The sequence below is a fragment of the Paraburkholderia sp. UCT31 genome, from assembly GCF_014397655.1.
Lineage (GTDB): Bacteria > Pseudomonadota > Gammaproteobacteria > Burkholderiales > Burkholderiaceae > Paraburkholderia > Paraburkholderia tuberum.
Genome location: NZ_VZQP01000034.1, coordinates 1 through 25,848 on the forward strand (window position 1 = coordinate 1; position 25,848 = coordinate 25,848).

At 58.6% G+C, this 25,848-nt stretch carries 24 protein-coding genes and 1 pseudogene; 10 read left to right on the forward strand and 15 right to left on the reverse strand.

Annotation, left to right across the window (positions count from 1 at the left end):
- Positions 1 to 500 precede the first annotated feature (500 nt).
- Positions 501 to 1,949, reverse strand: a complete 1,449-nt coding sequence (locus F6X40_RS25755) for an MmgE/PrpD family protein (RefSeq protein WP_187629724.1) — start codon at positions 1,947 to 1,949, stop codon at positions 501 to 503.
- Positions 1,950 to 3,057: 1,108 nt separating this feature from the next.
- On the opposite strand from F6X40_RS25755, the gene F6X40_RS25760 reads away from it, so the two are divergent.
- The 4 genes from F6X40_RS25760 (at position 3,058) to F6X40_RS25770 (ending at position 6,270) form a co-directional block, all read left to right on the forward strand.
- Positions 3,058 to 4,131: an NAD/NADP octopine/nopaline dehydrogenase family protein gene (locus F6X40_RS25760; protein WP_187629725.1), complete on the forward strand. Its 1,074-nt coding sequence runs from the start codon at positions 3,058 to 3,060 to the stop codon at positions 4,129 to 4,131.
- A gap of 223 nt (positions 4,132 to 4,354) precedes the next feature.
- Positions 4,355 to 4,813: a transporter substrate-binding domain-containing protein gene (locus F6X40_RS25765; protein WP_410452547.1), complete on the forward strand. Its 459-nt coding sequence runs from the start codon at positions 4,355 to 4,357 to the stop codon at positions 4,811 to 4,813.
- Positions 4,814 to 4,872: 59 nt separating this feature from the next.
- Entirely contained in the window at positions 4,873 to 5,022 is a 150-nt protein-coding gene (locus tag F6X40_RS43590; protein WP_184072404.1) for a transporter substrate-binding domain-containing protein, read from the forward strand.
- 96 nt (positions 5,023 to 5,118) lie between these two features.
- Complete coding sequence (locus F6X40_RS25770) at positions 5,119 to 6,270, forward strand: porin (protein ID WP_187629726.1); 1,152 nt, start codon at positions 5,119 to 5,121, stop codon at positions 6,268 to 6,270.
- Positions 6,271 to 6,659: 389 nt separating this feature from the next.
- Here the strand turns inward: F6X40_RS25770 and F6X40_RS25775 are convergent, their stop codons facing one another.
- The gene (locus F6X40_RS25775; protein WP_187629727.1) at positions 6,660 to 7,772 is read right to left on the reverse strand and encodes an NAD/NADP-dependent octopine/nopaline dehydrogenase family protein; all 1,113 of its coding nucleotides are present in this window, start codon (positions 7,770 to 7,772) and stop codon (positions 6,660 to 6,662) included.
- A 906-nt stretch (positions 7,773 to 8,678) separates the two neighbouring features.
- Here F6X40_RS25775 and F6X40_RS25780 point away from each other — a divergent pair.
- The 4 genes from F6X40_RS25780 to F6X40_RS25800 all read left to right on the forward strand — a co-directional run bounded on the left by F6X40_RS25780 (position 8,679) and on the right by F6X40_RS25800 (position 14,165).
- The gene (locus tag F6X40_RS25780; protein ID WP_262421545.1) at positions 8,679 to 9,695 is read left to right on the forward strand and encodes a DMT family transporter; all 1,017 of its coding nucleotides are present in this window, start codon (positions 8,679 to 8,681) and stop codon (positions 9,693 to 9,695) included.
- A 1,132-nt stretch (positions 9,696 to 10,827) separates the two neighbouring features.
- Positions 10,828 to 12,186 (forward strand): chitooligosaccharide synthase NodC, encoded by a 1,359-nt coding sequence (gene nodC / locus F6X40_RS25790; RefSeq protein ID WP_187629728.1) that lies wholly within the window; start codon positions 10,828 to 10,830, stop codon positions 12,184 to 12,186.
- Positions 12,187 to 12,458: 272 nt separating this feature from the next.
- On the forward strand, positions 12,459 to 13,373 hold the full coding sequence (nodI, locus tag F6X40_RS25795; RefSeq protein WP_187629729.1) for a nodulation factor ABC transporter ATP-binding protein NodI: 915 nt from the start codon (positions 12,459 to 12,461) through the stop codon (positions 13,371 to 13,373).
- A gap of 3 nt (positions 13,374 to 13,376) precedes the next feature.
- The gene (locus F6X40_RS25800; protein WP_187629730.1) at positions 13,377 to 14,165 is read left to right on the forward strand and encodes an ABC transporter permease; all 789 of its coding nucleotides are present in this window, start codon (positions 13,377 to 13,379) and stop codon (positions 14,163 to 14,165) included.
- On the opposite strand, the gene F6X40_RS25805 is transcribed toward F6X40_RS25800, so the two are convergent.
- The 13 genes and pseudogenes from F6X40_RS25805 to nifH form a co-directional block, all read right to left on the reverse strand.
- Positions 14,162 to 14,317: a hypothetical protein gene (locus F6X40_RS25805; RefSeq protein WP_262421546.1), complete on the reverse strand. Its 156-nt coding sequence runs from the start codon at positions 14,315 to 14,317 to the stop codon at positions 14,162 to 14,164. The two genes, F6X40_RS25800 and F6X40_RS25805, sit on opposite strands and share 4 nt — an antisense overlap.
- Before the next feature lie 79 nt (positions 14,318 to 14,396).
- Positions 14,397 to 14,882, reverse strand: coding sequence for a DUF2325 domain-containing protein (locus F6X40_RS25810; protein WP_262421547.1), 486 nt, complete (start codon positions 14,880 to 14,882; stop codon positions 14,397 to 14,399).
- 53 nt (positions 14,883 to 14,935) lie between these two features.
- Positions 14,936 to 15,313 (reverse strand): annotated as a pseudogene (locus tag F6X40_RS25815) (hypothetical protein); the annotation flags it as partial.
- Positions 15,314 to 15,316: 3 nt separating this feature from the next.
- A complete protein-coding gene (locus F6X40_RS25820; protein WP_187629731.1) occupies positions 15,317 to 15,877 on the reverse strand; it encodes a nitrogen fixation protein NifQ in 561 nt (186 codons plus the stop codon).
- An 11-nt stretch (positions 15,878 to 15,888) separates the two neighbouring features.
- The gene (gene fdxB / locus F6X40_RS25825) at positions 15,889 to 16,197 is read right to left on the reverse strand and encodes a ferredoxin III, nif-specific (protein ID WP_187629732.1); all 309 of its coding nucleotides are present in this window, start codon (positions 16,195 to 16,197) and stop codon (positions 15,889 to 15,891) included.
- A gap of 25 nt (positions 16,198 to 16,222) precedes the next feature.
- Positions 16,223 to 16,423, reverse strand: coding sequence for a CCE_0567 family metalloprotein (locus F6X40_RS25830; protein ID WP_105512102.1), 201 nt, complete (start codon positions 16,421 to 16,423; stop codon positions 16,223 to 16,225).
- 24 nt (positions 16,424 to 16,447) lie between these two features.
- Positions 16,448 to 16,933: a NifX-associated nitrogen fixation protein gene (locus tag F6X40_RS25835; protein ID WP_184072358.1), complete on the reverse strand. Its 486-nt coding sequence runs from the start codon at positions 16,931 to 16,933 to the stop codon at positions 16,448 to 16,450.
- Positions 16,926 to 17,339 carry a nitrogen fixation protein NifX gene (gene nifX, locus F6X40_RS25840; protein ID WP_184072356.1) on the reverse strand — a complete coding sequence of 138 codons (414 nt, stop codon included), beginning with the start codon at positions 17,337 to 17,339 and terminating at the stop codon, positions 16,926 to 16,928. Before nifX ends, F6X40_RS25835 begins: the two co-directional genes overlap by 8 nt.
- Positions 17,340 to 17,361: 22 nt before the next feature.
- Positions 17,362 to 18,753, reverse strand: a complete 1,392-nt coding sequence (gene nifN / locus F6X40_RS25845; protein WP_187629733.1) for a nitrogenase iron-molybdenum cofactor biosynthesis protein NifN — start codon at positions 18,751 to 18,753, stop codon at positions 17,362 to 17,364.
- 50 nt (positions 18,754 to 18,803) lie between these two features.
- Positions 18,804 to 20,261, reverse strand: coding sequence for a nitrogenase iron-molybdenum cofactor biosynthesis protein NifE (nifE, locus tag F6X40_RS25850; protein ID WP_187629734.1), 1,458 nt, complete (start codon positions 20,259 to 20,261; stop codon positions 18,804 to 18,806).
- Positions 20,262 to 20,290: 29 nt separating this feature from the next.
- The gene (gene nifK / locus F6X40_RS25855; protein ID WP_187629735.1) at positions 20,291 to 21,850 is read right to left on the reverse strand and encodes a nitrogenase molybdenum-iron protein subunit beta; all 1,560 of its coding nucleotides are present in this window, start codon (positions 21,848 to 21,850) and stop codon (positions 20,291 to 20,293) included.
- Between the two features lie 61 nt (positions 21,851 to 21,911).
- Positions 21,912 to 23,375 (reverse strand): nitrogenase molybdenum-iron protein alpha chain, encoded by a 1,464-nt coding sequence (gene nifD, locus F6X40_RS25860; RefSeq protein WP_133667172.1) that lies wholly within the window; start codon positions 23,373 to 23,375, stop codon positions 21,912 to 21,914.
- Positions 23,376 to 23,478: 103 nt separating this feature from the next.
- On the reverse strand, positions 23,479 to 24,360 hold the full coding sequence (gene nifH, locus F6X40_RS25865; RefSeq protein WP_018423167.1) for a nitrogenase iron protein: 882 nt from the start codon (positions 24,358 to 24,360) through the stop codon (positions 23,479 to 23,481).
- Positions 24,361 to 24,739: 379 nt separating this feature from the next.
- On the opposite strand from nifH, the gene F6X40_RS25870 reads away from it, so the two are divergent.
- Both F6X40_RS25870 and F6X40_RS25875 read left to right on the forward strand, forming a co-directional pair.
- A complete protein-coding gene (locus F6X40_RS25870) occupies positions 24,740 to 25,159 on the forward strand; it encodes a group II truncated hemoglobin (RefSeq protein ID WP_026226291.1) in 420 nt (139 codons plus the stop codon).
- Positions 25,160 to 25,195: 36 nt separating this feature from the next.
- Entirely contained in the window at positions 25,196 to 25,804 is a 609-nt protein-coding gene (locus tag F6X40_RS25875) for a hypothetical protein (RefSeq protein WP_184072344.1), read from the forward strand.
- The last annotated feature ends 44 nt before the right edge of the window (positions 25,805 to 25,848 follow it).

Below are 25,848 nucleotides of genomic sequence, written 5' to 3' on the forward strand. Positions count from 1 at the left end.
CTGGCTCGGCAGGCTGGCCCAGCGGCGTCTGCCGATTGATTGCTAGCCAGTGAAAATCATGTAGCCCGATTCCCCATCATGCCTCATGCGAACGCCGCGTTGCGGACGGCCGTCGTGAGGTGCTTACCTACCAATGTCATAAGCGACCAATGATCTCTTGACGGGCGAGGTAGGCGCTGGCTTGCCTCGGGCTGCCAGCGATGCGGCAATAATGCGGCGATGGGCTGGCCCTCGTGGGCAAGGCGCGTGAGGATGTCCTTGAGATTGCGTGCGGGTCTTGCCTATTGAGTTGCGCGAAGCGTAGTAAGCCACCGGCCGATACGCGCGTCTTCGCCGGCGGTAAAGCGCACGAAGCTCGCACCGCTGTAGCCGAGGCGGCATACCATTTGCCCCCGATATGTCCCTCTAACGTAAATACACCCGGTGCGTAGTCGAGCTTCTCCCGGATGTCTTCGCCGATTCGCACGCATTTCATCACCGAAACGATGATGAGGCTAACCTCAATGCTTGAAGTTATCCCCCCCAAAAATCATATTATTAGAGCTTCTTAGGCATTCGGCACGCGCAATACTATTTTCGAACGAAGTACTCATACAGGCCTTTAACGGCTCCAGGTCAGCTTTTGAGCGCAGTTCTTCAACCGCGGCGAGCAGTTGCTCCTGCTGCGCACCAGTGGCGTGAAACCGCGTCGCCGCAACGTACTTTGCCTTGAGTTCTTCCCAAGAGAGGGAGTCACCGGCTTCGCCGCGTGGCTCGGTAACCTCCGATACATACCGACGTCCCCCGCACACGATCGTGACTCGCGCGAGTGTTCTGGCAGGGAATTGTTTATCAATTTCGGCGTCGACCGTTAGCGAGACCTTGTTGGCGAGTGCGCTCACTCCCTCGTAAGTTAAGCAGTCTATCGTGAGGGGCAAAAGCGACTCTCGTCCCGCGAGGGCGGCGAGGGCCACGCAATAAGGGATGCTGTACTGAACGTCAACAAGGGTCGCTGGGCAGGTCTGATTCGCGATGCGCAGCGCGCCGCCGTACGTCTCGATGTCGATCGCCTCAATCGCCTTCGCGTCGAGTCGATATTGCTCGATCAGCCTCAGGGTGGCTTCCAAGGGTGGGTGAACGTGCCGGCAGCAGCAATAGAGCTTGTAGTAGGCGTTGCAGATATGCAGAGACTCCCCGAGGGGCGATACGTCGGCAAACCTATAGAGCAGACCGCTGTCAAGTATGTTCCGGGGACCGGTGAACCCGCCTTCTGCGAGATCGAGCGCGAGCATCCCGGTCACTACGGACCATGGTATGCCCTCCTTAATGTCGCTGCTCTCCGGTGTTGGGAAGGAGAGCGGTGGCGCGCTCATGAACGACGAATTGGGCGCGCTTTCGCCTGCGATAGCCAACGCATGCTCGACTACACTACACGAGGCACACCTCAAGGCCGCGGCAGTTGCGACAACTGCGTAGGATGACCACGTACCTGTCGTACCGTATGTTGTACGGGCCGCAGCGATCGATACGCCGACTTCATAACCGATGACAATTGACGCAATCAAATCTTCCAGCCCGGCTCCCATTTCAGCCGCAACCGCAAAGGCCACCGGAATGACCGCCGCGCCCGGGTGCCCGCGCGCGCGTCGATGCCCGTCGTCGAGATCTAGCACCGACGCAGCCGCGCTATTCGCCCACGCAGCACCGACGACCGAACTGCCCGTTCCCGTGAACCACATCGGTATATCGCCCGATCCCAGATATTTACATGCTGTCGCGCGAATCGCGACAGCACCTGGCTCGCTAGCCCCTGCCCCCACCGCGCATAAGAGGTCGAGGATGCGTTTTAGCGCAGATTCCCTGGCAACCCCGGACACCCGCCTACCGCGAGCTTCGACGACATAAGATGCAATACGATGAATCGTGCTTTGCTGCAGAGAAAGCTCGTCATCAGGCGGAGGATTGTTCATGACGTTCCAGAATTATGTGACCGACCAAACGTGCGTAACGCACAAATCCATGTTCAAAATGATTGCACCGCGTGCGACCGCCCAGGGATCCGATGGAAGCCCCTGGTCGTCGCCACGGATACGACGGACAGGTCGTAACGTCTCCAAGGGGACTCGAAGCTTTGTCAATGAGCATGCGAGTACTTGCCGTGAAAAATCGGAATGCCGCTTTTCGCAAGTAACCCGAACCCGACCACCTCTGGCAACATCTACGCCGATCTGCGACGCCCGACCGTCCTTAATAACAATTACGCGCTGATGCTACAGCCAACCCTCCCGATGCTCACTCGAGTGACGAGACATGTTAGGCGCGTCTCGTCGAAAAATCAAAGTCCGATTTTCAAACGTCAACATTCCAGAAGGTTATAGCGCTGCATTGATTTCTCCCGAGCATTTAACGAAATGCAGGGTCTATTGGCGAGTACATCGTCTCTGCATAAACGCCAGAAAAAGGCGAGGATATGTCGGTGCACTACGGACGGGATGCCGTTTTTTTCCGGGACCGAAGCCCCTTTCCACGCGCAGCGTACCGAATGATGCACTGATCTCGACGTCCAGCGCGGGAGATCACGAAGCTGCAGACGTTGCTGAAACGATGAAGATAAATGGCTTGGAGCAAAGGTGCGAGGTGAACTGCCTGAGTTGCTCGCTTCCCTAAAGGCAGCTCCGCACCCATAACCTCCCAGAATACATCCACGATCAAACCGGACTTTGACACGAGATTTTTGCCTCTCTATTCTGAGCCCCATTAGCTTTGCTTCTCACTGGATAAGACGGAACGTGCCTTTTCTGCCGCAGTTTGATGCAGCCAATAAAAGCCTTTACAAGGACAAACGCTTGTCTTGCAACCGATAGTGTTTTCGCACGTAAGAGCATCGCATTGAGCACCAAAACCCACCACACTCAATGTAGTTTTGCAGATCGATGCTATCTCATATGCGAAGAACGTCTACGTGACGTTTCGTTTGCCCTCTCCTAAAGACGATGGGTTCGGGCTTGGGCTGAGAAATTTAGTACATAACCGCCCAGGTCGTGCACGGCCAGTGGACTATTCCAAGGTAGAAGGTACATGCAAGTGACAATCGTGGGAGCCGGCGCAATCGCTTTGGGTTATGCGGCGTATCTCATACAGAATGGACATAAACCGAAAGTTTGGTCTCCATCGGGAGCCCGGACTGCAGACTTCGTTGCTGGACTCCCCCTTCACGTGAAGGGAGCGGTCGAGGGAGAGTTCTACTTGGAAGTCTGCGGGAAAGCGGAAGATGTTGGCGACGCCGATGTCATTATTTTGGCATTGCCGGCCTACGGATACCGATTCGTCCTCGACAGCATCATCCCTCATATCCGCGCACACCATAGCGTAATCATCAGCGCTCATCTTTCATTTGCCGCTCTCTACATTTCCCGGCGCCTTGCGGCGCGGGGGCTCGTCATCCCCATAGCAGCTTGGAGCACCACGGTGCTAACGTGCAAGACTCAGTCTGCGAGAGCTATCACGGTAGGCACGATCCGCGCCAAGGTCGACATGGTTGCATTTCCAAGCCGCCACATCCACCGGATTCATACCACTTGCGTTTCACTCTTCGGAGACCGGTTCGCACTGAAGGACGACATGCTGACGCTGACGCTCAGCAACATTAATCCGCAAGATCACATGGGTATTGCGCTAGCCAACTTGACCCGTATTGAGAAGGGCGAAAGCTGGAGCCAAAACTCCAATCTGACACCGACAGTCGGGAGGCTCCTTGAGGCTCTAGACCAAGAGAGACTTACCATCGCAGCAGCATTCGGAAAGTCAGTGAGAACGACCTTTGATCATTGCAGGCTGTCCTTTGGCGTGGTTGGTGACTCACTTTCGGCAATATCGGAGCAACTGGTCCGGCAAGGGAGTGATCCGCTCGGCCCGAGAGACATCGCCACGCGCTACGTGCTCGAAGACGTGCCGTTCGGGTTGGTACCGACGCTTCGACTCGCCGACCTGGCTGGGGTGAGAGCACCCTTGCACGAGGGCGGCGTGGTAATTCTCGGCGCTTGTTACGGTCGGGACTTTGTGGCGGACAACGACATTCTTCCCGCGATTGGACCGCTTCAAATCGACACCCTCAAGAGGCTTGTGGTCGACGGCTATGCCGTTCCAACCTAGATGCCATTACATCCGGCGCGGCGCTCGATGGGCGTCCGAGTCCGACGCCACCGACGCGATAGAAGCAGAAGTACTATGACGCAAATCCGACCTGGAGTTTATGAGAAACCAAAATGAAGACTAAAACGCTGCTGGTCGCCCTGTGCGCAACGTCCATTCCGGTTGCGGCATTCGCGTACGATGGAAAGGAACTTAATTCGGAGTCGACAGCGCTTACCCGCCAATTGAGTCGACAACCTCGAGTGGCGAGCTCGTTGGATTTGACATCGATCTGGGTAATGCAATTTGCGCGAAGCTCAAGGTGAAGTGCGTCCGGGTTGAAAACCCGTTCGACGGCATGATTCCCGCGTTGCAGGCCCGCAAGTTCGACGCGATCAATTCGTCAATGTCGCAGACCGAGAAGCGCGCGAAGGCAATCGGTTTCAGCCACAAGATATACGCCAACTTCGAAGCGCTGGTTGTAAGGGGCGGCTCGGCTCTGGTGGCAATGCCCAAATCGCTCAACGAAAAGCATATCGGAGTCTTGCAGGGAAGCACACAGGAAGCCTATGCACGGAAGCATTGGACGAATGGAGTTGACATTGTGCCCTACCCTTCGCAAGACCAGGTATGGAATGACCTCGCGGTCGGCGGCTCGATGCGGCACTGGTTTCGGGGCCGACGGCTGAGTCGGGATTCCTGAATACTGCGCAGGGTCGTGATTTCGGTTTCGCGCGAGGTCCGGCCGTCCACGACGCCGCCATCTTCGGTCCCGGCGTCAGCATCGGTGTGAGAAAGCGTGACAGGGCCCTGCTCGAAGCAATCAACGGTGCGATCGACAGTCTCCGCAAGGACGGGACGTATAACCGAATTGCAAAGAAGTACTTCACGTTCGACATTTACGGCAGTTAATCGACGTCAACTGCCCAGCAAAACAGACCGCGTGCCCGACCCAAGGTTGCGCATAAAAAAGCATCGAGACCCACAATATAAGGTTTGGAAACCTCAATGAAAATAAAAATTTTTGCAGCTTTCGTGATGTCAGCCGCCGCAGCTCCCGCAATGGCCCAAAGTACGGTGACGCTCTACGGTCTGATCGATGAAGGAATCAACTATACGAATAACGTCGGTGGCGACAAGCTGTTCGAGCTCCAGAGCGGTACGGTCCAAGGGAGTCGTTGGGGCTTGAAGGGAGCGGAGGATCTCGGCGGCGGTCTCAAGGCAGTTTTCCAGTTGGAGAGCGGCTTTAATGTCAATAATGGCAAGCTCGGTCAGGGTGGCCTGATGTTTGGGCGAGAGGCGTGGGTCGGCGTCGCATCCAACCAATACGGGACGGTTACTCTCGGTCGACAGTACGACTCCGTCGTCAACTATCTGGCTCAAACGACGGCGAATGGCACATGGGGCGGGGGCATGTTCTCCCATCCGTACGACAACGACAACACGGACAACACCTTCCGTGTCAACAATACTGTCAAGTACACAAGCCCCGAGATTGCCGGCTTTAGATTTGGCGGCACGTACAGCTTTAGCAACGACACCAACTTCGCCAACAATCGCGCGTACAGCATGGGCGTCCAATACGTCATAGGCGGCCTGCTGCTGGAAGCCGCCTATCTGCAGGCGAACAACCAGTCGTCCACCGCCGGTGGTGCAATCGGGAACAATCCCGCTGCGGATGAAAATTTTCTGGGGAACAAGCTGCGCATCTTCGGCGCGGGGGCAACCTACACGTTCGGTTCGGCCAACGTGGGCATCTCGTATTCGAATACCTTCGTCGCCGATCCGGTGTCTTCGGGATACGTCGGCAAGATTACGCCAGCCTCGGGCACGCTTTCCAACCTGCGTTACCAGAATTTCGAAATCAACGGCAAGTACCAGTTCACGCCAGCCTTCTTCGTCGGGGCGATGTATACGTACACCCTGAGCGGTTTCAACGCCACCACTGGAAAGCTACAGCCGAATTACGAAACTGCGGGGCTGATGGCTGATTACTCACTGTCAAAGCGCACGGACGTCTATGTACAGAGTGCGTATCAGCACGTCGGTGGTGACCGTACTGGCAGCGCCCTCGACTTCGCCTTTGTGCCGGTGGCCGATGACGTATCGTCGAATCGCAATCAGGTGGTTGCGCGCGTCGGCCTGCGTCATAAATTCTAAACCGGGCCAGATATCGCTCGATTGACGTTCGTCCACGTTCCGAGCGAACCTGTTGGGCGGCGCCTTGCGCCAGCCCGGTTCCTACAGAAGCGGAGAGCGTCCTCACAAGCGCACCCACATGCCGGCCCTCCGCGGTGATCTCCTGCGAGTGTGTTTGCGCTTGCACATGTAGGCGCGCGTTCGTCGCATCAGCGCGTGCCTGCGTCGGCCCTTTCTTCGGCGCCCAACTGCCATAGGGTGATGGAACGGCTCAACCATATCCCGCCCCGCCTGACGATGCTGAAGCAAACTACTACCGGCAATTCAACAATACTGTTGCAGCCGGTATCGACTTAAACCAGGCGGCCTCCACGATTCCGAAGGCGATTCAAGTTACCCGATGGATCCTGTCACTTCTTGGTAGCCGAAGCTAACGGCAATCGGAAAGTCGCGCTATCTACGAATCGCAAAAGCTCCGCCTTCGACATGTGGTCTACACCGAGGCGCTTCAGATTACGGCCAGTTTGAAAATAGTTAACGCCGTTGATGGAGGAAGCGATTTCAATCACGGCTTTGATTGCCCGAGACTCTATGCCCACTCTGGCGCCGAGTTCGTACCACGGGACCAGGATATATGGAATATCTTCACATATATATCTATGTTGCATACGATTAGGCGTTTTGACCTTCGTGGAGTTATGAGTTTTCGATTGGAAAGCGAAATCGGAGAAGTTGGCACAATCTCCGCCGTAAAAGCCGATCATTTCCTCGAGGACTGTCGGCAGTCGAAAACCGAAAGCCTCTCCGATTTTCAATCGCTCATTGTCCAACGCCTCTATGACCCTTCCGACAGAGGGTGAGATCCCGTCACGATAGAAGAAAAAATCTCCTTTTGTACTTTCTATCCATCCCGTATTTAAAATACCCCCGACAGGATGGATGACACCATTATTCGACTGCATTCCAATTGCGAAAATGTTATCCCACCACAAGAGCCTTTCCGGAAAGATTGCGGTGATTTGCGATAACTGTTTCTCATCCATGGCGTTCGAAAAAGCAGCAATCGGCAAACAATTCTTAATTCCAGTGATCCGGACTTCGCCGTCCCTGACCGACGACGCATAGGGCGAGGAATTTGTCTCCAGAACTGCCTGCGGGTTTAGCTCTCTTGAACCCATTGGGGAAAAAAAATTGGCATTATTGACTATGATGACATGTCGACTCAAATCGAAACCTTTTAGATCACCAATGAGATCGTCATGCGCGTATGCTGGAACAGCAATCACGAGAAAACGCGAGAAGTTTACGGCCTCATCCATATCAGTAGTTACAGTCGGATAAAACTCACCCGTGATAGCCATGCTAGCCAACAAGCAACCGTTCGCTCGGATCGCATCAATATTACGACGATGATCTGGCTTCCCGTAAAGGAGAACTTCGAATCCACGACTAGCCAAATCGGCCGCGAAAGCGCATCCACAATTTCCGGCACCGATGATTGAAACTGGAAACCTTAATGGCATGTCCTCTCCGCATAAACAAACAGAAGTTTTCTGTGACGCCACCCAATATTGCGACGTCATGCAAGGCTGAACGCCGATCAATAGTTGTGCGTTAGCACGACGACGGCACGCAACGAACGTGCCACCGCGGAACGAGGCCACCTCTTTAAACGGCTCATATACCGGTTAATGTGGTGAGGAGAACAAGACGCGATTCCTCGTCCAGTGCAGATCATGTCGCGAACGTTACAAATCCAGCATCTTGAGTTAGATCTGTCCGAATCTCGACGTGTTTGTAAGGCAATGCGTATTAACCACCGTTGAACAATCATCTGTGCGGAAAGGTTATAAGGCCAAAACGGTGTTTTGGCACTCGGATCGCGTAGGTATGTTGGTGCGAGCTTCTTACAACACGAGTTCCGCTGACGGATACATCTCAATGATCTTCAATTTGGCGCCCTGGTGCCGTAGGCCCGCGAACACCTCCAATAGAGCCTCCCACTCTGTACGTAGGGGCGTTCATTCCATTTGTCGTCGCGTAGTAGCCGACGCTGCGCGACTGGGTCATCCGTCGTGAAGTGTTACAGACCCAATCGCGCGCCAGGACGGGACACGAAGGCACCGCTTGCGACAAACCGCGCGCCGTTTGTCGGGAATCCGACGTCGGCCATATCAGCCGAGGCAATTTCGCGAAATGCGCCAAAAGTTCGTTCACCGGGGATTTCGAGCTTTCAGGCCGACATGGTGCGAAAGCTGCATGCAGACAGCTATCCGACCTGGGATATTTCGACAAACCGCGACGTCCCGTAACGCGGCTCAATTCCGTCCACGCTGAAATGGCCCCGACAGTTAGCCGATATGCGCCGTGTGGGCTTCGTTACCACACGCGATCGCGCTGGCACTCCTTTTTCGCGGGACCTTCGCAACATGAGAAAACTTTTCGTGATGACGCGCACAACGAAATTCTGCCTTCTGCGGTATGTCGGTTTGAATCGTGTCACGTTAAGAAATCCTCATATAAGTCACGATTCTTTTGAGACATCGGAGCAGTCTGGCTACAAGTTGGCAACCGAAAATCGGCTTTTTCGCACACGATTTAGAAAGCTGCGCGGGATTGCGTTCATGTTCTACGCGATTCTTCTCTTCGCAATAAGCAATGCGGTTGCGAGGCTCATTCCGGCAAGATATCCGGCGAACGAGATGATGTTCTTTCGGATGCTATCCGGATTAATTCCCGCCGCGTTCGTGTTCGGGACTCGCCGCATTCAATGGAAGGAACTCACGATATATCGCTTAGGCGGTCATTTCATCAGAGCCGTCACAGGGCTTGCCGCAGTAGGATTTTTCATTGCCGGCGTGCCATATCTGCCTTTATCAACCGCTGTAACGCTGAAGGAGACCGAAGCAATCTTTGTCTGCTTTTTCGGCATCGTGTTCTTGCGTGAGCGTTTTCGTCTACCTACGGCGATAGCGTCGATGTCCGGATTCGCGGGAGTCGCGGTGGCTTCCTCACCATTTAGCGCCAATGGTGCGTCGCTGCGCGCAATGATTCTGATTCTGCTGAGTGCTATGTTTAGCGCCGGTTCAGTCATCCAGGTCAAGAGACTCTCGCGAACTGACGAGCCAGCGACAATCGTCTTCTATTACACAATCATAGCGACGATTGTTAGCGGAGTGTCACTTCCCGTCGCTTGGGTAACGCCAGATCTAAGGGATTTCGGGTACATGGTTCTATTTGGGCTGACTGCAGGTGTAGCGCAACTTATGCTAACGATCGCAGTCGCGACTGTAGCCACCCCAATCGTCGCCTCATTTGGTTACCTTAGCATTGTATGGGCAATCATTTTCGACTATTTGATTTGGGGGGAGGTCATTTCTCTACAGGTAGCACTCGGAACGGTCATAATCATTGCAAGTGTGCTCTACCTGTCGTGTCGCGCCTAAATGATCCTTTGTGACAGAGCAATCTGCGCATGACCACGACCAGATACTGATATGACTTTCGCAGTCGAGTACCGCAAAGGTGACGACGCGAGCGACAGGACGCGACGCTCAAGCTCGTCTTCTTCCAGATGTTCGACCGACGCCCAGCCCAGTCCTGCCGCTGCGGCAAGCTGAAGATACTGCGTGATCGTCCCCAGACCGACGCTGAGGACGCCCTGCACGCTGGCGGTGCGTGAGATCGCATGCCCACTTCAGGCGGAGTACTTCCTTGATTTTGCGCATGGTTGTCCGATGAGCCGGCATCGTCGGTATGCGCTCGAGCGCAACGAGCAGATTCAGATCGAAACCCTTAAAGCCCATTTCTCAACATATCCACGCTATAGATGCAAGGCATCAACGCAATCGATTTTACAAATCAATTTTTGTGTTGCACAGTGAAGCCTCTCGTTGCGGAAATCGGAATCGAAGTTGATTGATCGAATACTTCAAATTTATAAGTAGTACGACAATGTTTAGACGTGTCTCCATGATGATCATACTTTTAGATGTATCTCTCGACGCGCCACCTAAGCTTACCGGAACCGTGCCCGTCGCAGCCTTTCGGTTGGGACTATCGACCGTGGATCGGCATACTGGCTCGATAATTGAACGAAACGGTCCAGAGCTGTGAAGGTCCTCAATTGCGTATCCGCGGCGCGCGACGAGTGCCACAATCGCGCCGGATGTCGCGACGTCTACTTAACCTTTGACGACAGTACCAATACCTTTTTCATACCGAATTTTCTCGATTTACTCGGGCCATATATGCGTGCCCCGTATGGCATGTGAACCGAAGCAGTGCTCACTACGTCAGCGAGCGCTGGTCTGGCGCCCCTCCACTGGTCGGCAGACCCGCGAGACTGGTCTCGTCCCGGCGTGGACGCGATTGTCAGTGCAGTGCTGGCCTCTGTCCGGCCGGGTGCAATTGTGCTCTTGCACGACGGATGCCCTCCCGATGAGTTGGGACGATGCACTCACGCTGGTCGGCGCGAGCAGACCCTCACGGCGCTTTCCCTCATGATTCCAGCATTGCATGACCGGGAGTTTGCAATCCGATCGCTTCCTCAACCTCACCGGACGAACCAGGTACCCTATGAACATGCTTGCCGCAACTAGCACTGTCGCTGTCTCGTTTTATGCGCTGCTCTCGACTGTCTATAAAAGCACGCAGGCGCTTTATGCTCAGCCGACAAACGTGTCATCGCTGTCGGACGGCCTGATCGACTCCGACACTCTGCCGGGCGTGGATGTCATCGTTCCCTGCTTCAATGAGGACCCACGCACGCTCTCGGCATGCCTGGAGTCCATCGCAAACCAGGACTACGCCGGAAAACTGCGCATCTATGTGGTTGATGATGGTTCTGCGAATCTCGACGCCGTGAGGCCGGTATACGATGCGCACACGCGCGACCCCAGATTCAACTTCATTACGCTCCCCCAAAATATGGGAAAGCGCAAGGCACAGATCGCCGCGATACGCTCTTCATCCGGGGAACTGGTACTCAACGTCGACTCGGACACGACGCTGGCGCCCGATGTCGTCAAGAAGCTCGTATTGACAATGCGAGACGCGACGATAGGCGCCGCCATGGGGCAGTTGACGGCCAGCAACCGCAGCGACACCTGGTTGACCCGTCTGATCGATATGGAGTACTGGTTGGCTTGCAATGAAGAACGCGCCGCACAGGCTCGCTTCGGCGCTGTTATGTGTTGCTGCGGTCCATGTGCTATGTACCGCCGGTCCGCGCTCCTTTTGCTGCTAGATCAGTACGAGACGCAACTTTTTCGCGGGAAGCCGAGCGACTTCGGCGAGGACCGTCATCTGACGATTCTCATGCTGACGGCAGGTTATCGGACCGTGTACGTTCACGACGCCATTGCGGCGACAGTCGTTCCAGACAGACTGGGGGCGTATCTGCGCCAACAACTGCGCTGGGCGCGCAGTACGTATCGGGACACGTTGCTTTCGCTGCGCCTGCTGCCTCGTCTCGATCGTTACCTTACGCTGGACGTGATCGGACACAATCTGGGCTCGCTATTTCTCGGCTTATCGCTACTAGCGGGTCTCGCGCAGCTCGCATTGACAGCGACAGTGCCGTGGTGGACTGCCCTGATAATCGCATCATCGACCATGATCCGCTGTAGCGTGGCATCGGTTCGCGCTCGCCAGGTTCGATTTCTTGGCTTTTCTTTTCACACACCCATTAACCTCTTTCTCTTGCTCCCCCTGAAAGTCTATGCGCTGTGTACATTGAGCAATAGCGATTGGCTGTCCCGTGGCTCTGCAGGGAACGTATCGAACGTTCGTGAAAAACAGGTCGATACTCCGAATCCGGTTACAAAGCCGAACGCGACTTCAGCGTCAAGATCTGCGACTCCACGCCGTCGGCAGGATCACGCGTGCGAGTCTTCAACATTAGCGACGTCTGACGAAGCATTCGATGGCGATTAGTTAATCGTACATATAGATCTCGAGTATTGCGCCAACCCAGAACCGCCCACCATCGGCACTGGTCCGCTTGAGTGCGATCGTCTCACGCAAAGGCTCGATTGTCGTCTTCCCAACGCCAGTGCATTCACCGAAATCCTGGTACTCCATTGTCAGTAACTCTCGCGCGTGGCAGGCAAGGATCTTCTATCGACCAGGGCGTTTTCAATCGGGCCGCGGCAGCAGAACGGCTTCTTTTTCTCTAAGACGAGTGCGTAATTTTCCTTCTTATCTCCATGTCCAAAGCAGCAATCAGCTTCACCGGCGTAAGGAAGTCATATGGCGACAAGATCGTAGTCGACGGATTGTCGTTCAGCGTCGCGCCTGGAGAGTGCTTCGGTCTGCTAGGGCCAAATGGCGCGGGCAAGAGCACGACGGTGCGTATGGTTCTCGGCATGACGCCGCCCGACGCAGGCAAGATCATCGTGCTCGGGGAGCCAGTGCCGGCGCGCGCTCGCTCGGCACGTATGAGCATTGGCGTGGTGCCGCAATTCGACAACCTCGAGCCCGGGTTCACCGTGCGCGAGAACCTTCTGGTGTTTGGGCGCTACTTCGGCATGAGCACACGTGAAATTGAAGCGGTCGTGCCGTCGCTGCTCGAATTCGCTTGCCTCGAAAGCAAGGTCGATGCGCGCGTCACCGAACTATCCGGCGGCATGAAGCGGCGGCTGATGCTGGCACGCGCGCTGATCAACGATCCACAGTTGTTGGTCATGGACGAGCCTACAACGGGTCTCGACCCGCATGCGCGCCACCTGATCTGGGAAAGCCTGCGTTCCCTGTTGGCGCGCGGCAAGACGATCCTCTTGACCACCCATTTCATGGAAGAAGCGGAGCGCTTGTGCGACCGACTATGTGTGCTGGAGGAGGGGCGAAAAATCGCCGAAGGCGGGACTCGCGTGCTGATCGAAGAACAGATCGGGAGCCACGTGGTCGAGGTCCACGGCGGCAATCCGCATGAGCTGCGCGCGTTGATCGCGCCGCACGCGCAGCGTATCGAGGTCAGTGGTGAGACCCTCTTCTGCTATGTGTCCGATCCGGAACGGGTGTGTGTACAGTTGCGCGGGCGCGCGGCGCTGCGCCTTTTACAGCGGCCAGCAAATCTCGAGGATGTCTTTTTGCAGTTAACCGGGCGCGGGATGAAGGAGTGAACGATGAGAGAGTTTTATGCAGCGGCCCTGCCCGCGAACGTGTGGAACTGGGTTGCAGTGTGGCGCCACAACTATCTGGCATGGAAAAAAGTCGCGTTTGCCTCGATTCTCGGTAACCTTGCCGATCCTATGATTTATCTGTTCGGCCTCGGCTTTGGTTTCGGGATAATGGTAGGTCGCGTCGACGGCGCGTCTTATATCGCGTTTCTCGCGGCGGGTATGGTCGCCACGAGCGCGATGACCTCCGCGACCTTCGAAACGATTTACGCAGCTTTCTCTCGCATGCATGTTCAGCGCATGTGGGAAGCGATCCTGTGTACACGGCTCACGCTCGGCGATATCGTTCTCGGTGAACTGGCATGGGCCGCCACCAGGGCCTTTTTTGCCGGCATCGCCGTCATGGTGGTAGCCACCGTGCTGGGTTATGCAGCGTGGTCATCCATTCTCTATGCATTGCCTGCCATCGCCCTGACTGGCCTCGCCTTCGCGAGTCTGGCGATGATCCTCACGGCGCTTGCACCCAGTCACGATTACTTCGTGTTCTATCAAACGCTCGTTCTCACGCCCATGGTGCTCCTGAGCGGCGTGATCTTCCCGATCAGTAAGCTACCTGCCGTTTTTTGCGACGTAGCGCGCTTCTTGCCGCTCGCACATTCCGTCGACCTTATCCGTCCCGCGATGCTCGGACGCCCGGTGGGCAGTGTTGCCGTGCATACTGGCGCTCTCTGCATTTGCACGGTGTTGCCGTTCTTCCTGTCGGTGGCGCTGTTACGTCGACGCCTCATGTCTTAATGCCAGTGATGGTCGGCGAGCCACACCTCGTGGCAGCCGAACTTTTGGGCAGCCGGCGCATTACGCACGGTTTGCGTCAGCGCATCGCGCGCGTCGCCGTCGGGGTTCTCGACGTTGAGGAAAAGGCCGTAGCGTTGTGCGGAATCCGACATGGCAGGCCCTCTCGTGGAAAGGCCACGTCAAAGGCAAGTTTTGCGCCCACATCTCGCGGTACGTAAAGTCATGACGACGTCAGCCATGCCTCAGGCAGAACCGCGACGCTGCGACCACGCCGCCGTGCGGCTGGGCAGGCCGAGCCCGCAACACGCCCGCGATGAAGCTCGTCACGCTCGACGAACGCAAAGCGGACCACGGCGCGCGGTGACGCGCGCACAATCGCCGCAGCGCGACCAGCGAGTCCGGGTCGATCAGATCCAACGGGCACAGCACCCGGTAGGCGCCTGACAGCAAAGCCTCGAAGCCTTCGGCACGGCTATCGTCGTCGATGGTCCCGGTGTGATGAACGAACTCGCCTCCGGCCGCCTCCACCAGCGCACGCAGCACGGCGTTGATGCTTGGCCGCCCGCCCACATAAACCCATCGACGCCCGCTCAATGCGCGCGTCAATGCGCGGTCGTCGAGCAGCGCCTGCTCAACCGCGAACAACTCGTGCCGCAGGCTCGCGACATGTGCCCGCGCGCGCTCCAGCGACAGGCATGTGCCGCGGTTCTGATTCATGACGGGCTGCGCTTCGGATCGCACCGTTACGGCAACGGCAGGCGGCATGGGTCTCATGGAGAGCGCCTCGTGACATGGCCCGCGAACCGTTCGCCCGCTGCCGGGGTGAGAAACCAGCTACGCACCGCGTCGTTCGTGTAGCGCGTCCGGCCGGCATGACGCGCGTGCGGCGCCAGCCGATGCTCGGACAGCGGCTTCGCCCAGCCCCAGAAGTCGGCGCGCAGCGCGGGCGGGAAACCGACGTCGTCGAACGCGTGCCAAAGTTGAATCAGCCAGGGTTCGCGGCCCTCTTCGTCAAGCAGCAACGGCGGCCCGGAGCCCGCCTGCAGATGCGCATGCCGCTCGCCGTAATACAGCAGCCCGCCGCGGGACTCGACCACGAAGTCGGCCACCCGCGACGCGACACAATCGAAGCGGTGACCGACGCGTGCTGCCTACTCCGCTCCAAAGCAAAGCGCGTGGTCCGAACAGACGCCACAACTCGGCGCCTTGCAGATGGACAGGCCCTCGCGCTCGCACAGTTGCTTGTAGAAGAACTTCTTCCACTTCATGTCATGCGTATTCTTCGCGGCCAGCCGCGGAAACCAGTGGCTGATCAATGCGGACAACTCGCGCCGCGACGGCAGAAGCAGGTCTTGCCAAAGGTGGTTTTGCCCGAGGCTCGCGCAGGCCAATGCATGGGCCACGCAGTTCGCCTCGTCTGCCGGGCCAGCGCGCGGATCGGCATGGTGATTGAGCAATGCCACGAGGTCTTCCAGTTCGTCGTCACGCGGCATCGTGGCGGCCGACAAGACGCACGTAAGACCGAGCGCCGGCCCGGCACCCGGGAACCAGCGCGCGAGCATTCGGCGCGTCTGATCGGCGTCCAGTCCGCGCATCGGCAGCACATCGACGCCGTGGTGCTCGAACCCGCTCGACAGCACGCCGGCCAGTGCCAGCACGGTGGGATCGCCCGCATCCACCGCACACGCCATCAGGGTTGCATAGGCGTCCATCGCGGCATCGCTCAGAGAACGGCCGCCGCGTGCGTGTAGCACTTTTTCGGGCAGATCTTCGCGCACGCGGTGCAGCCGACGCACAGTTCCCGATGCACGATAATCATTACCTTCTTCTCGTACTCGTCGTCGTCTTCGTCGTCGCCGTCCAGTGCGATGTGCGCGCCGTCCTCGTTAAGCCCGACGAGTTGCAGCACGCCACGCGGACAGACACGGAAACAACGTCCGCAACCAATGCATTTTTCTTCGTCGAGCCTGTTGACGAACGTCGGCGTCCAGGTGGCGCCGCTCGGCAGCGTAACGCTGAAGGTATCGCTCATGATGTGGCTCCATGGCTTCGCTGGTTCAGGCCGCTGCCGCAGCGGCAGCCTTGCGGGCTGCCATCAGCGCGGCGTGGGCGTCATGGCAGCGCTGGGCGACAGCGAGAATGTTCTCCCAGTTGGTCGGGAGTTCCTCTGAGAGGTCGTGCAGGTCCAACTTCGCCCGGGTCGCTTGCGCGTTGAGTTTCTTCAGGTGCGCCTTGAGTTCATCGGCATCGGTGCTCATCGTCTCGGTCCCCTCGCGATTCCTTCAGGCGCCGTACTGTGCGACGGCGGGGTACATCCGGATCACCTCGACCGCTTCGTCGAGAAGCTTTGCGCCCGCCTGGGCGAGCTTCTCCAGCGAAGCGAAGCCGAACCGGTGTACGTCGCGCAACTGCGTGTTGACGACAACGAGCCGCCCCGCGATCAACACCATGCGGCCGAAGCCCTCGTGGCTCATCTTCATCATCGGCGAAACCATTTGGCCGGTCTCACGCTCGATCGCCACCGCAATCGCGCTATAGAAAAGCTCGAGCCGCCACAGCGTTTCGGGGTCGGGGTCGCCCATGATCGGAATCGCGCGGCGTTCCTCCGGCGTGTGGATGTACGGCTTGAGCAGTTGCAGGTCGGTCTTTCCGTCCCACACGCCGTGGGTGTCCTGCGCGCGCAACTGCTTGACGAGCTGCTGCACGAACGGTGCGACCAGCAGCATTTCGTCGCTGGCCTTGGACGGAATTGCGGATGTTTCAGCCATGGGATACCTCATCGTCTTCAAAGTCGTATACACGTTCGCCATCCTTCGCCAGCGCCTTGCGCAGCCACGGCGGCGGCGTGCCCTTCAGCACCTGTTGCAACTTGCCGAGAGTCTCCTCGATGGACTCGGGCCGCGGCACCTTGATCGGGTGAATCTTCAGCGCAACCACTCGAGCCGCGGCCGAGCCGCCGATTGCGGCGACGTACAGGATCGCGCAATCCTTGACGGCTTCGAGCTTGGGCGCGAGCTTGTCCTCGTCGCCGTCCTCTTCGAGCTTGCCACCAAAGTCGAACGCCTCGACGAACTGGTAGCCGTCCGGTGTGACGTCGTAGGTGACGATGCTCCTCGCCCAGCCAAAATGCGCATCGACGAACTGCCTGTCCTGGGTGGCGAACGCGATCTTCATGCCGTGTGCTCCTTTAGGTGGGTCAAGCACCGGCCGCGACGACAGGAATGTTCGCTTCGCGCGCCGGATCGCGCGCGGCCAGATCGATAGCGGCCTGCGGCAGCGGCCAGTCGCCCGGATCGTGATGCGGAATCTGCTCGATCATCAGGTTGGCGATCTCAAAGATCAGGTTCATCGTGCCGCGGTAGCCGACGTAGCGTCGATGTGCGTTTCCAACCCGGTCGAATACCGGAAAACCGATCCGGAAGAGCGGCTTTTGCAGGTGCTCGGCCATCTGCCTGCCGTGCGAATGGGTGATCAGCAGGTCGCAGTCCGCCGCGGCGCGCTCCATGTCTTCGAGATCGCCGATCACCACCTGATCAGCGGGCAGCAACGCGTGCGCGCGCGATCGCGTCGTGCTGATGCAGCAGCGCAACTGCGCGCCCATCTCGTGCAGCATGCTGCCGAGCGCGAACAGCAGATCGGGCTCTGCGCCGATCGCGACCTTGATGCCTCCGGTGTAGAAATGGCCGTCTAGCATCGCATCGAGCAATTGGCTGCGCTGACGCCGGTATTTCGCGGGAACGGGTCGTCCGGAGCGCTGCGCGAGCAATTGCAGCAGACGATCGTTGGGTTCCAGTCCGGTGAGCCGCCCGAACACTTCGAACGGTGTGCCGGCGATAGCATGCAATGCCTCGGCGCCGTCGCGCGTCTGCTCGCCCACGCCGATCGTCAATGCCGATGCGCCCGCGGCCCGGATCTCCGCGAGCGTGGTACCGCCCAGTGTGGTGCCGCGCCAGTCCGGCGCGATATGGCCGTCGAGCGAGCCGGAAATGTCGGGCAGCACGATGACATCGAAGCCGAACGCTTCGATGATCTCGCGCAGTTCGTCGATGTCGCCAGGCGACAGATGGCTGCCGGGCAGCAGCGTCACCTGATTGGCCACCGTTGGCAACGCCTTGACCAGCGCGTTGACGATGCCGGTAATCGCATGCCGGTAGCCGTCTTCGAATGCGCCGACATAGTCGGGGGTCGACACATAGACGATCTCGGTGTCGTTGAGTTCGGGCTTGCGCTTGCGCACGGTAACGAGATAGCCGTCCACGTCGTCGCCCTCGGTCTCGGTGAGACCTGTTGAACAGATCGCGATGACCTTCGGCGCAGCGCGCTTGCGGATGTTGAGCAGCGCGGCCTCGATGTTCTCGTAGCCGCCGAGCACCGCGGTGACTTCGTCCATGGCTGTCGTCTGCAGCGGGATCGCCTCCCTGAAGTGGCGCACCAGCAGCACGAGGCCGAACGACGTGCAGCCCTGCGAGCCGTGCATCACGGGCATGCAGGCATCGAGCCCAAGGAACGCGAGGCTCGCGCCCAGCGGCTGGCTCATCTTGAGCGGATTGACCGCACAGGCTTTCATAGATTCAACGACATCGGCCATGGCATGTTCTCGAGTTCGGGGGCGTCAGGTCGGTATACCGGGTTCGAGGCTCATCGCCCCCACCCCGCGGCGCTCGACAGCGGGCGCACGGCTTGCACTTGGACCACACCGGGCGTTCCCCCGTCGTCGCCCCACGGAGCAGGGATGCGCACCTGTTGCCACACCGGGTTGTAGATCGCGCGGTCGATCTCATGCACCAGTTCGACGATCCCCTCGTAGCCGCCATAAGGGTGGTGGCGTTCCTGATTGATGTCGAGCCACGGTATGCGGGCCTTCAATGCGACGAACTGTGAGCGGCCACCCGACAGCATGATGTCGGCCCGCGCGTCCCTGAGCATCGCGTACATCTCGCGCGGCGTCATGCCGTCGATCATGTGGGCGTCGTCGCCCATGATCTCCTTGATCTTGTCCTTGTCTTCCTTAGTGCTCTTCTTGACGCTGGTGCCGACGATTTCGAGCCCTGCTTCCTGCAGCGCAGAAACCACCGACCAAGACTTCACGCCACCTGTGATGAGCAACACCCGCTTGCCGGTAAGGCGCGCTTTGTAGTGCGCGATGCGCTCCCACGCGCGCGCTTCCTCGGCGGCGATCAGGCGCTCGGTCCGCTCGAGCAGATCGTCCGGCGCGCCCTGCTGCACGAGCAGGCTGGCGATATGGCGCAGCGTGTCGCTCATGTCGCCGATCCCATAGAACGAGCCCTCGAAGTAAGGGATGCCGTAGCGCCGCTGCATCTTTGTCGCGACGTTGATCATCGACTTCGAGCAGACCATCATGTTGACCTTGGCGCGATGCGAACTTGCGATCTCGTTGTAGCGCCCGTCGCCGGAGATGCACGAGAGGATACGGATGCCCAGCGCGTCGAGCAGCGGCTTGGTCTGCCAGAGTTCGCCCGACAGGTTGTATTCGCCAATGACGTTGATGTCATACGGCGTCGTGTACTCGGGCTCGCGCGTGCCGATCACATAGTTGAGGATCGCCTCGCCGCCAAGCTTGTTGCCCAGATTCTTCGGCCCGGCGAAACCGGGGGAAATGACCGGAATCACCGGCTTGCCAAATTGTTCGGTGGCGCGCTTGCAGACTGCCTCGATGTCGTCGCCGATCAGCGCAGTGACGCAGGTCTGGTAGACGAACACTGCGGGCGGATCGTATTTCGCGATGATTTCGCGCACGCTCCTGAACAGGCGCTTCTCGCCGCCGTACACCACGTCGAGTTCGTTGATATCGGTGGTGAAGCCGGTGCGATAGAGTTGCGAACCGGACGAAGCGGCGTGCCGGTTGTCCCACGAGTTACCTTCACAGGCAATCGGCCCGTGCACGAGGTGTGCGACGTCCACTACCGGCTGCAAAGCGATCTTCGCGCCGTCGAACGCGCACCCGCCTGCGGCCGAACCCGGCGAAAGCTGCTTCGTGCAGCCCCTTTTGCGTTCCTTCTCGCTCTTGCCTTGATTCTTGTCGCAACCCGGCTCGTCGAAAACTTCGGCGATTTGGGCATTGAGCGAAGCAGACATGACGTGCTCCTGATGGATGGACGTTTCTCTCAGCGAATGATGTCGTAGCTGTAGTCGGTCTTCGCCACGTCGATCGTGTTGGCGTCGAGCGCTTCGAAGAACTCGTCCAGCAGCGTGACCAGCACCCGCAACGCACCTTCATAGCCCCAGGTCGGGAAGCGATGGTAATGGTGGCGATCGAAGATCGGGAACACCATGCGTATCAGCGGCGTTTTGGTATCGCGCTCCAGATATTTGCCGTAGGTGTTGCCGATCAGGAAATCCACCGGCTCGGTAAACAGCAGTGAGCGCATGTGCCACAGATCGCGTTTCGGATACACCTTGCAGCCGGCGCCGTAGGGCGACGCGTCGAACAGCGCCTGCACCTTCGCAGCCCAGGTTTCGTTGCCGTTGGTCGCCAGCACGTGAGCCGGCTCGGCGCCGAGTTCCAGCAGGAACCGCGTGTAGCCCAGCATCTGGTCCGGGTCGCCGTAGAGTGCAAAGCGCTTGCCGTGCAGGTGAGCCTGGCTGTCGGCCATCGCGTCGACGAGCTGGCCTCGCTCCTTCTCCAGTTGCGCCGGAATCGGCTTGCCGGTCACGCGCGAGATTTCCATCAGGAACTGATCGGTGCCCGCGACGCCAACCGGCGAGTTCAGCACCACCACTTCCTGGCCATGCTCGCCAATGAACTTGCTGGTCTTCTCGCAGCAGTATTCCTGGAACACGAAGGTCGCCTTCGCGTTCAACGCGCGCTCGACTTCCTCCTTGGTCGTGCCACCTTCGTACATCCGGAACTCGCCGTCGGTCGGCGTATTCCACGTTTCGGATGGGTCGCAGATGAGGTTCACCGTCACGCCGAACAGATCGAAGATGCGGCGAATTTCCTTCATGTTGCCGACCACGTAGCCGTCGAAGCCGCCGATGAAGTTGACGCTGTCGTCGGGCACGCGCTCAAGCGGCGTCGCTGTGCCGGCCTTGCCGTCCCAGAAGTGCCTGAGGATGCCGAGCAGCGCGTTGTCGTAGCCGGTCACGTGGCTGCCGACGAAGGCCGGCGTGTGCGCGAACGGCACGTCGTAGTCTTCCGGCACGCTGCCCTTCTGCTTGCTGCTCTTGATGAGCGCGTCGAGGTCATCGCCGATCACTTCCGCCATGCAGGTCGTGGAGACCGCGATCATGTCGGGCTTGTACAGGTTGTACGCATTTGCGAGGCCGTCGATCATGTTGTTCATGCCGCCGAACACCGCCGCGTCCTCGGTCATCGACGAGCTGACGCACGAGGTCGGCTCCTTGAAGTGACGCGAGAAGTGCGAGCGGTAAAACGCTACACAGCCCTGCGAGCCATGCACGAAACTGAGCGTCTTGTGAAAGCCGTTGGCCACGTACACTGCGCCGAGCGGCTGGCAGGCCTTGGCCGGGTTGATGGTGAGCGAGTCGCGTGCAAAGTTCTTTTGCCGGTAGTCTTCGCTCTTGGTCCACTCGACGATCTGCTTGACCTGCTCGTCTGAATGGTTGAACTCGAAATTTTCCTTTTTCGCGCGAAAAATTTTCTGGTACTCGGGCTCACGGAACAGGAGTTCCTGGTCGAGAATCTGGTCTGCGGATTGGGGCACGGGATGCTCCTGATATTCAATTCAATGGCCTGCCGTCCGGTGATCAGTCCGGTGGCCGGCGTTAGGGGTTTTTCTTCCAGGGCGCCTTGGCGAGCCCCCACACCGGGCTGGAAATGGCCATGTCCATGTCGCGCGCGAAAATGGCGTAGCCGTCGTAGCCGTGATATGGACCGGAATAGTCCCAGCTGTGCATCTGGCGAAACGGCACGCCCATCTTCTGGAACACGTACTTTTCCTTGATGCCGGAGCCGACCAGATCGGGCTGGACCTGTTCGACGAACCTCTCAAACTCGTAGCCGGTCACGTCGTCGTAAATCAGTGTGCCGTCCTTCACGTAGTGCGTGGTGCGCTGATAGTCGTCGTTGTGGCCGAATTCGTAGCCGGTGCCGACCACGTTCATGCCGAGGTCTTCGTAGGCGCCGATCACGTGGCGCGGACGCAGGCCCCCAACGAACAGCATCACGGTCTTATCCTGCAGGCGCGCTCTGAACTTCGCGTTCACCGCATCGACCAGGGGACGATACTTGGCGATCACCCTCTCCGCGTTGGCTTTGATGGTGTCGTCGAAGTGGCTGGCGATCTCGCGCAGGCTCTTCTCGATCATCGACGGGCCGAAGAAGTTGTATTCCGCCCACGGAATGCAGTACTTCTCTTCCATGTGCCGGCTGATATAGTTCATCGAGCGGTAGCAATGCAGCAAATTGAGCTTGGCCTTGGGCGTATTCTCGAGCTCGGCGATCGAGCCGTCGCCCGACCATTGCGCGATCACGCGCAGGCCGATCTCTTCGAGCAGAATCCGGCTCGACCAGGCATCGCCGGCGATGTTGTAATCGCCGATGATCGCAACATCATAAGGCGTCGAAACAAATTCGGGCCGCTTGTCCGGATCGGCCTTGTCGAATATCCAGTCTCGAATCGCATCGTTAGCCAGATGGTGGCCCAGCGACTGGCTGACGCCGCGAAAACCTTCGCAGCGCACCGGCAAAATGGTGTGCCCTTCATACTGCGCACTCTTCGTCTTCGAGACGGCCTCGATGTCGTCGCCGATCAGGCCGATCGGGCATTCACTCTGGATCGAGATGCCCTTATTCAGCGGAAACAGTTCCTGAATCTCGTCGATGATCTTGTCGAGCTTCTTGTCGCCGCCGAAGACGATGTCCTTTTCCTGGAAGTCCGACGTGAACTGCATCGTCACGAAGGTGTCGATACCGGTAGTGCCGATGTAGTAGTTGCGACGCGCGGCCCACGAGTACTGGCCGCAACCGACCGGACCATGACTGATGTGGATCATGTCCTTGATGGGCCCCCAGACCACGCCCTTCGAGCCGGCGTACGCGCAACCGCGAATCGTCATCACGCCCGGCAATGACTTGATGTTTGATTTCACGCCACAGTCGGGCTTGCCGTCCTCGAAGGTGCCCAAATGCTTGGCGCGCCGTTTGGCCATCTTCTCCGGATAGGCCTTCAGCACTTCATCGATCAGGGCCTTGTTCGCGGCCTTGCGCTCTTCAACAGTGACGCTCATGGGAATGCTCCATAGGGTGAGTATCAAGCCTGGCAGCGGGTAGCCGGCACGGCCCGGTTCATCGCGTGAAGAAGAACACCGGGCCGCGCGCAGCGGCGCTCGCTTAGGCGGTCAGTTCCGCTGCAGGCTTGCCGACTTGCGATTCGTCGATGGACGTCATGATTCCGTGCTCCATTAACAGGTCTTCCAGTTGATCCATCGTGATCGGCGTCGGGATCGTGCCGTTGCCCGCGTTGTTGTGCACCTTGGTGGCGAGCTGGCGATACTCTTCCGCCTGTTTGGATTCGGGCGCGAACTCGATCACCGTCATGCGGCGCAGCTCGGCGTGCTGCACGATGTTATCGCGCGGCACGAAGTGGATCAGCTTCGAACCGAGCATCTTCGCCAGCGCTTCGGCGAGTTCGAGTTCCTTGTCGGTCTGACGCTCGTTGCACACGAGCCCGCCGATCCGCACACCGCCGCTGTTCGCGTACTTCAGAATGCCCTTTGAAATGTTGTTGGCCGCATACATGGCCATCATTTCGCCGGACATCACAATGTAGATTTCCTGCGCCTTGTTCTCACGAATCGGCATTGCGAAACCGCCGCACACCACGTCGCCGAGCACGTCGTACGACACGTAGTCCACGCCGTCATAGGCGCCGTTTTCTTCGAGGAAGTTGATCGACGTGATGACGCCACGGCCCGCGCAGCCCACGCCCGGTTCCGGACCGCCGGACTCCACGCAACGGATGTTGCGGTAACCGATCTTCATCACGTCCTCGAGTTCGAGGTCCTCCACCGAGCCGGCTTCGGCCGCTAGCGACAGGATGGTGTCCTGCGCCTTTGCATGCAGGATCAGGCGGGTAGAGTCCGCCTTGGGATCGCAGCCGACGATCAGGATCTTCTGCCCGAGTTCAGTCAGGGCTGCCAGGGTGTTCTGCGAGGTGGTCGACTTGCCGATACCGCCTTTACCGTAGAACGCGATTTGCCGAAGTTTAGACATTGCATTTCTCCATTCAGGAAGAAGGGTTGAAATCAGGGTTGCGTAACCGCGACCATGTCAGCCTGTCGTGCCTGTATGGGTCTTCTTATATCGAGTCACGCATCGGCCGGACCTGTGTCCGCGCTGGACTCCAAACGCAGCTTCTGTGCCACGTCACCAGCGGTACTGCGACGCGTCCGCCCCGCCGCGCTGCGGCGGTTGGTTCGGGACTTTTGCGGACTCCTCTTCTGTCTTGTCGATTTCGCGACAAACCACGCGAACTTCGTCGCCAATGAAACCATTCGGGCGCGTTTGTCGTGCGATTTCTGTCGCATTGGCCTGCGTGCAGCCGGACAATCGCCGGGTTGCGGCCTGGTTCGGTTATTGCGTTGATCGCGCCATGGACACACCAGCCACCCAAGCTTCGCGACCGGTGCCGCGCGAGACGCACTTCGACCGTCTAGGCGGCGAGACCGCCGTCATCCGCCTGGTCGATGCGTTCTATCGACACATGGATACGCGGGCCGACGCGCAGCGCATTCGCGCGATGCATCACCCGGACCTGTCTTCGACGAAGGCCGTGCTGGTGCTGTATCTGTGCGAATGGCTCGGCGCCGACAAGCGGTACTCGGCACAGCGCGGCCAACCACGGCTGCGCACGCGTCATGCCGCATTCGCGATCGGCACCGCCGAACGGGATGCGTGGCTAGCTTGCATGCGCGCCGCGTTCGACGAGACGGGTGTCGATCCGGTGCTACGCGATGAACTGATGCAGGCGTTTTTCAAAATCGCCGACCGGATGCGCAATACGCAGACGTGAATCCCTCTTCAACGCTGTTTAACCCAAGGATCTGTGATGACCGAAACGCTTGCGCACAAGGAGATCGACGACACCGCGTTCGCCCGTCTCGAACATGAAGGCCGTCTGCTCAACCCGGTTCTCAAGGGGCTGACGAACAAGTTCGGCCGGGTCGGCTTCCGCGGCGAACTTGCGCTGCGGTTTGCCCCAAAGCTCGCCGACGAAGCGCGGCCGCCGGAGCTGACCTGCGATCAGGTAATGGCATGCGCGACGATCGGCCATAAGCACTTGCCGTTCTTCGCCGGGTATCTGTTGAGCTTCGAGCATCTGAAGGACGTGGCCGAGGTGCTCAGCGACACGCTCTCGGCGGATGGCAAGTACTTTCTGTTTTGCGACAACATCGACCTGAGCAAGCGATATCAGGTGCCGTACAAGGGCGCGATGTTCTATGTGCTGCCGATTCTCGAGTCCACCGTCTACAACGAGATGCTCGAACTGCTGTACCTCGAAAAGAACGAATTGAAGAAAAAGGACTCAGGCGGCAAGCTGGATGCGGTAGCGGACGCGGCCATCAAGTTCGACGTGACCTTCGAGACGATCACCTACAGCGAAGGACTTGAATTGATGGGGCCAGTGCGCAACCCCAACGAGAACCGGCCCGTCTGAGGCTCGGGTCCCTGCGGCCGCCGCCCGCGTGGCTGCGCCAACCG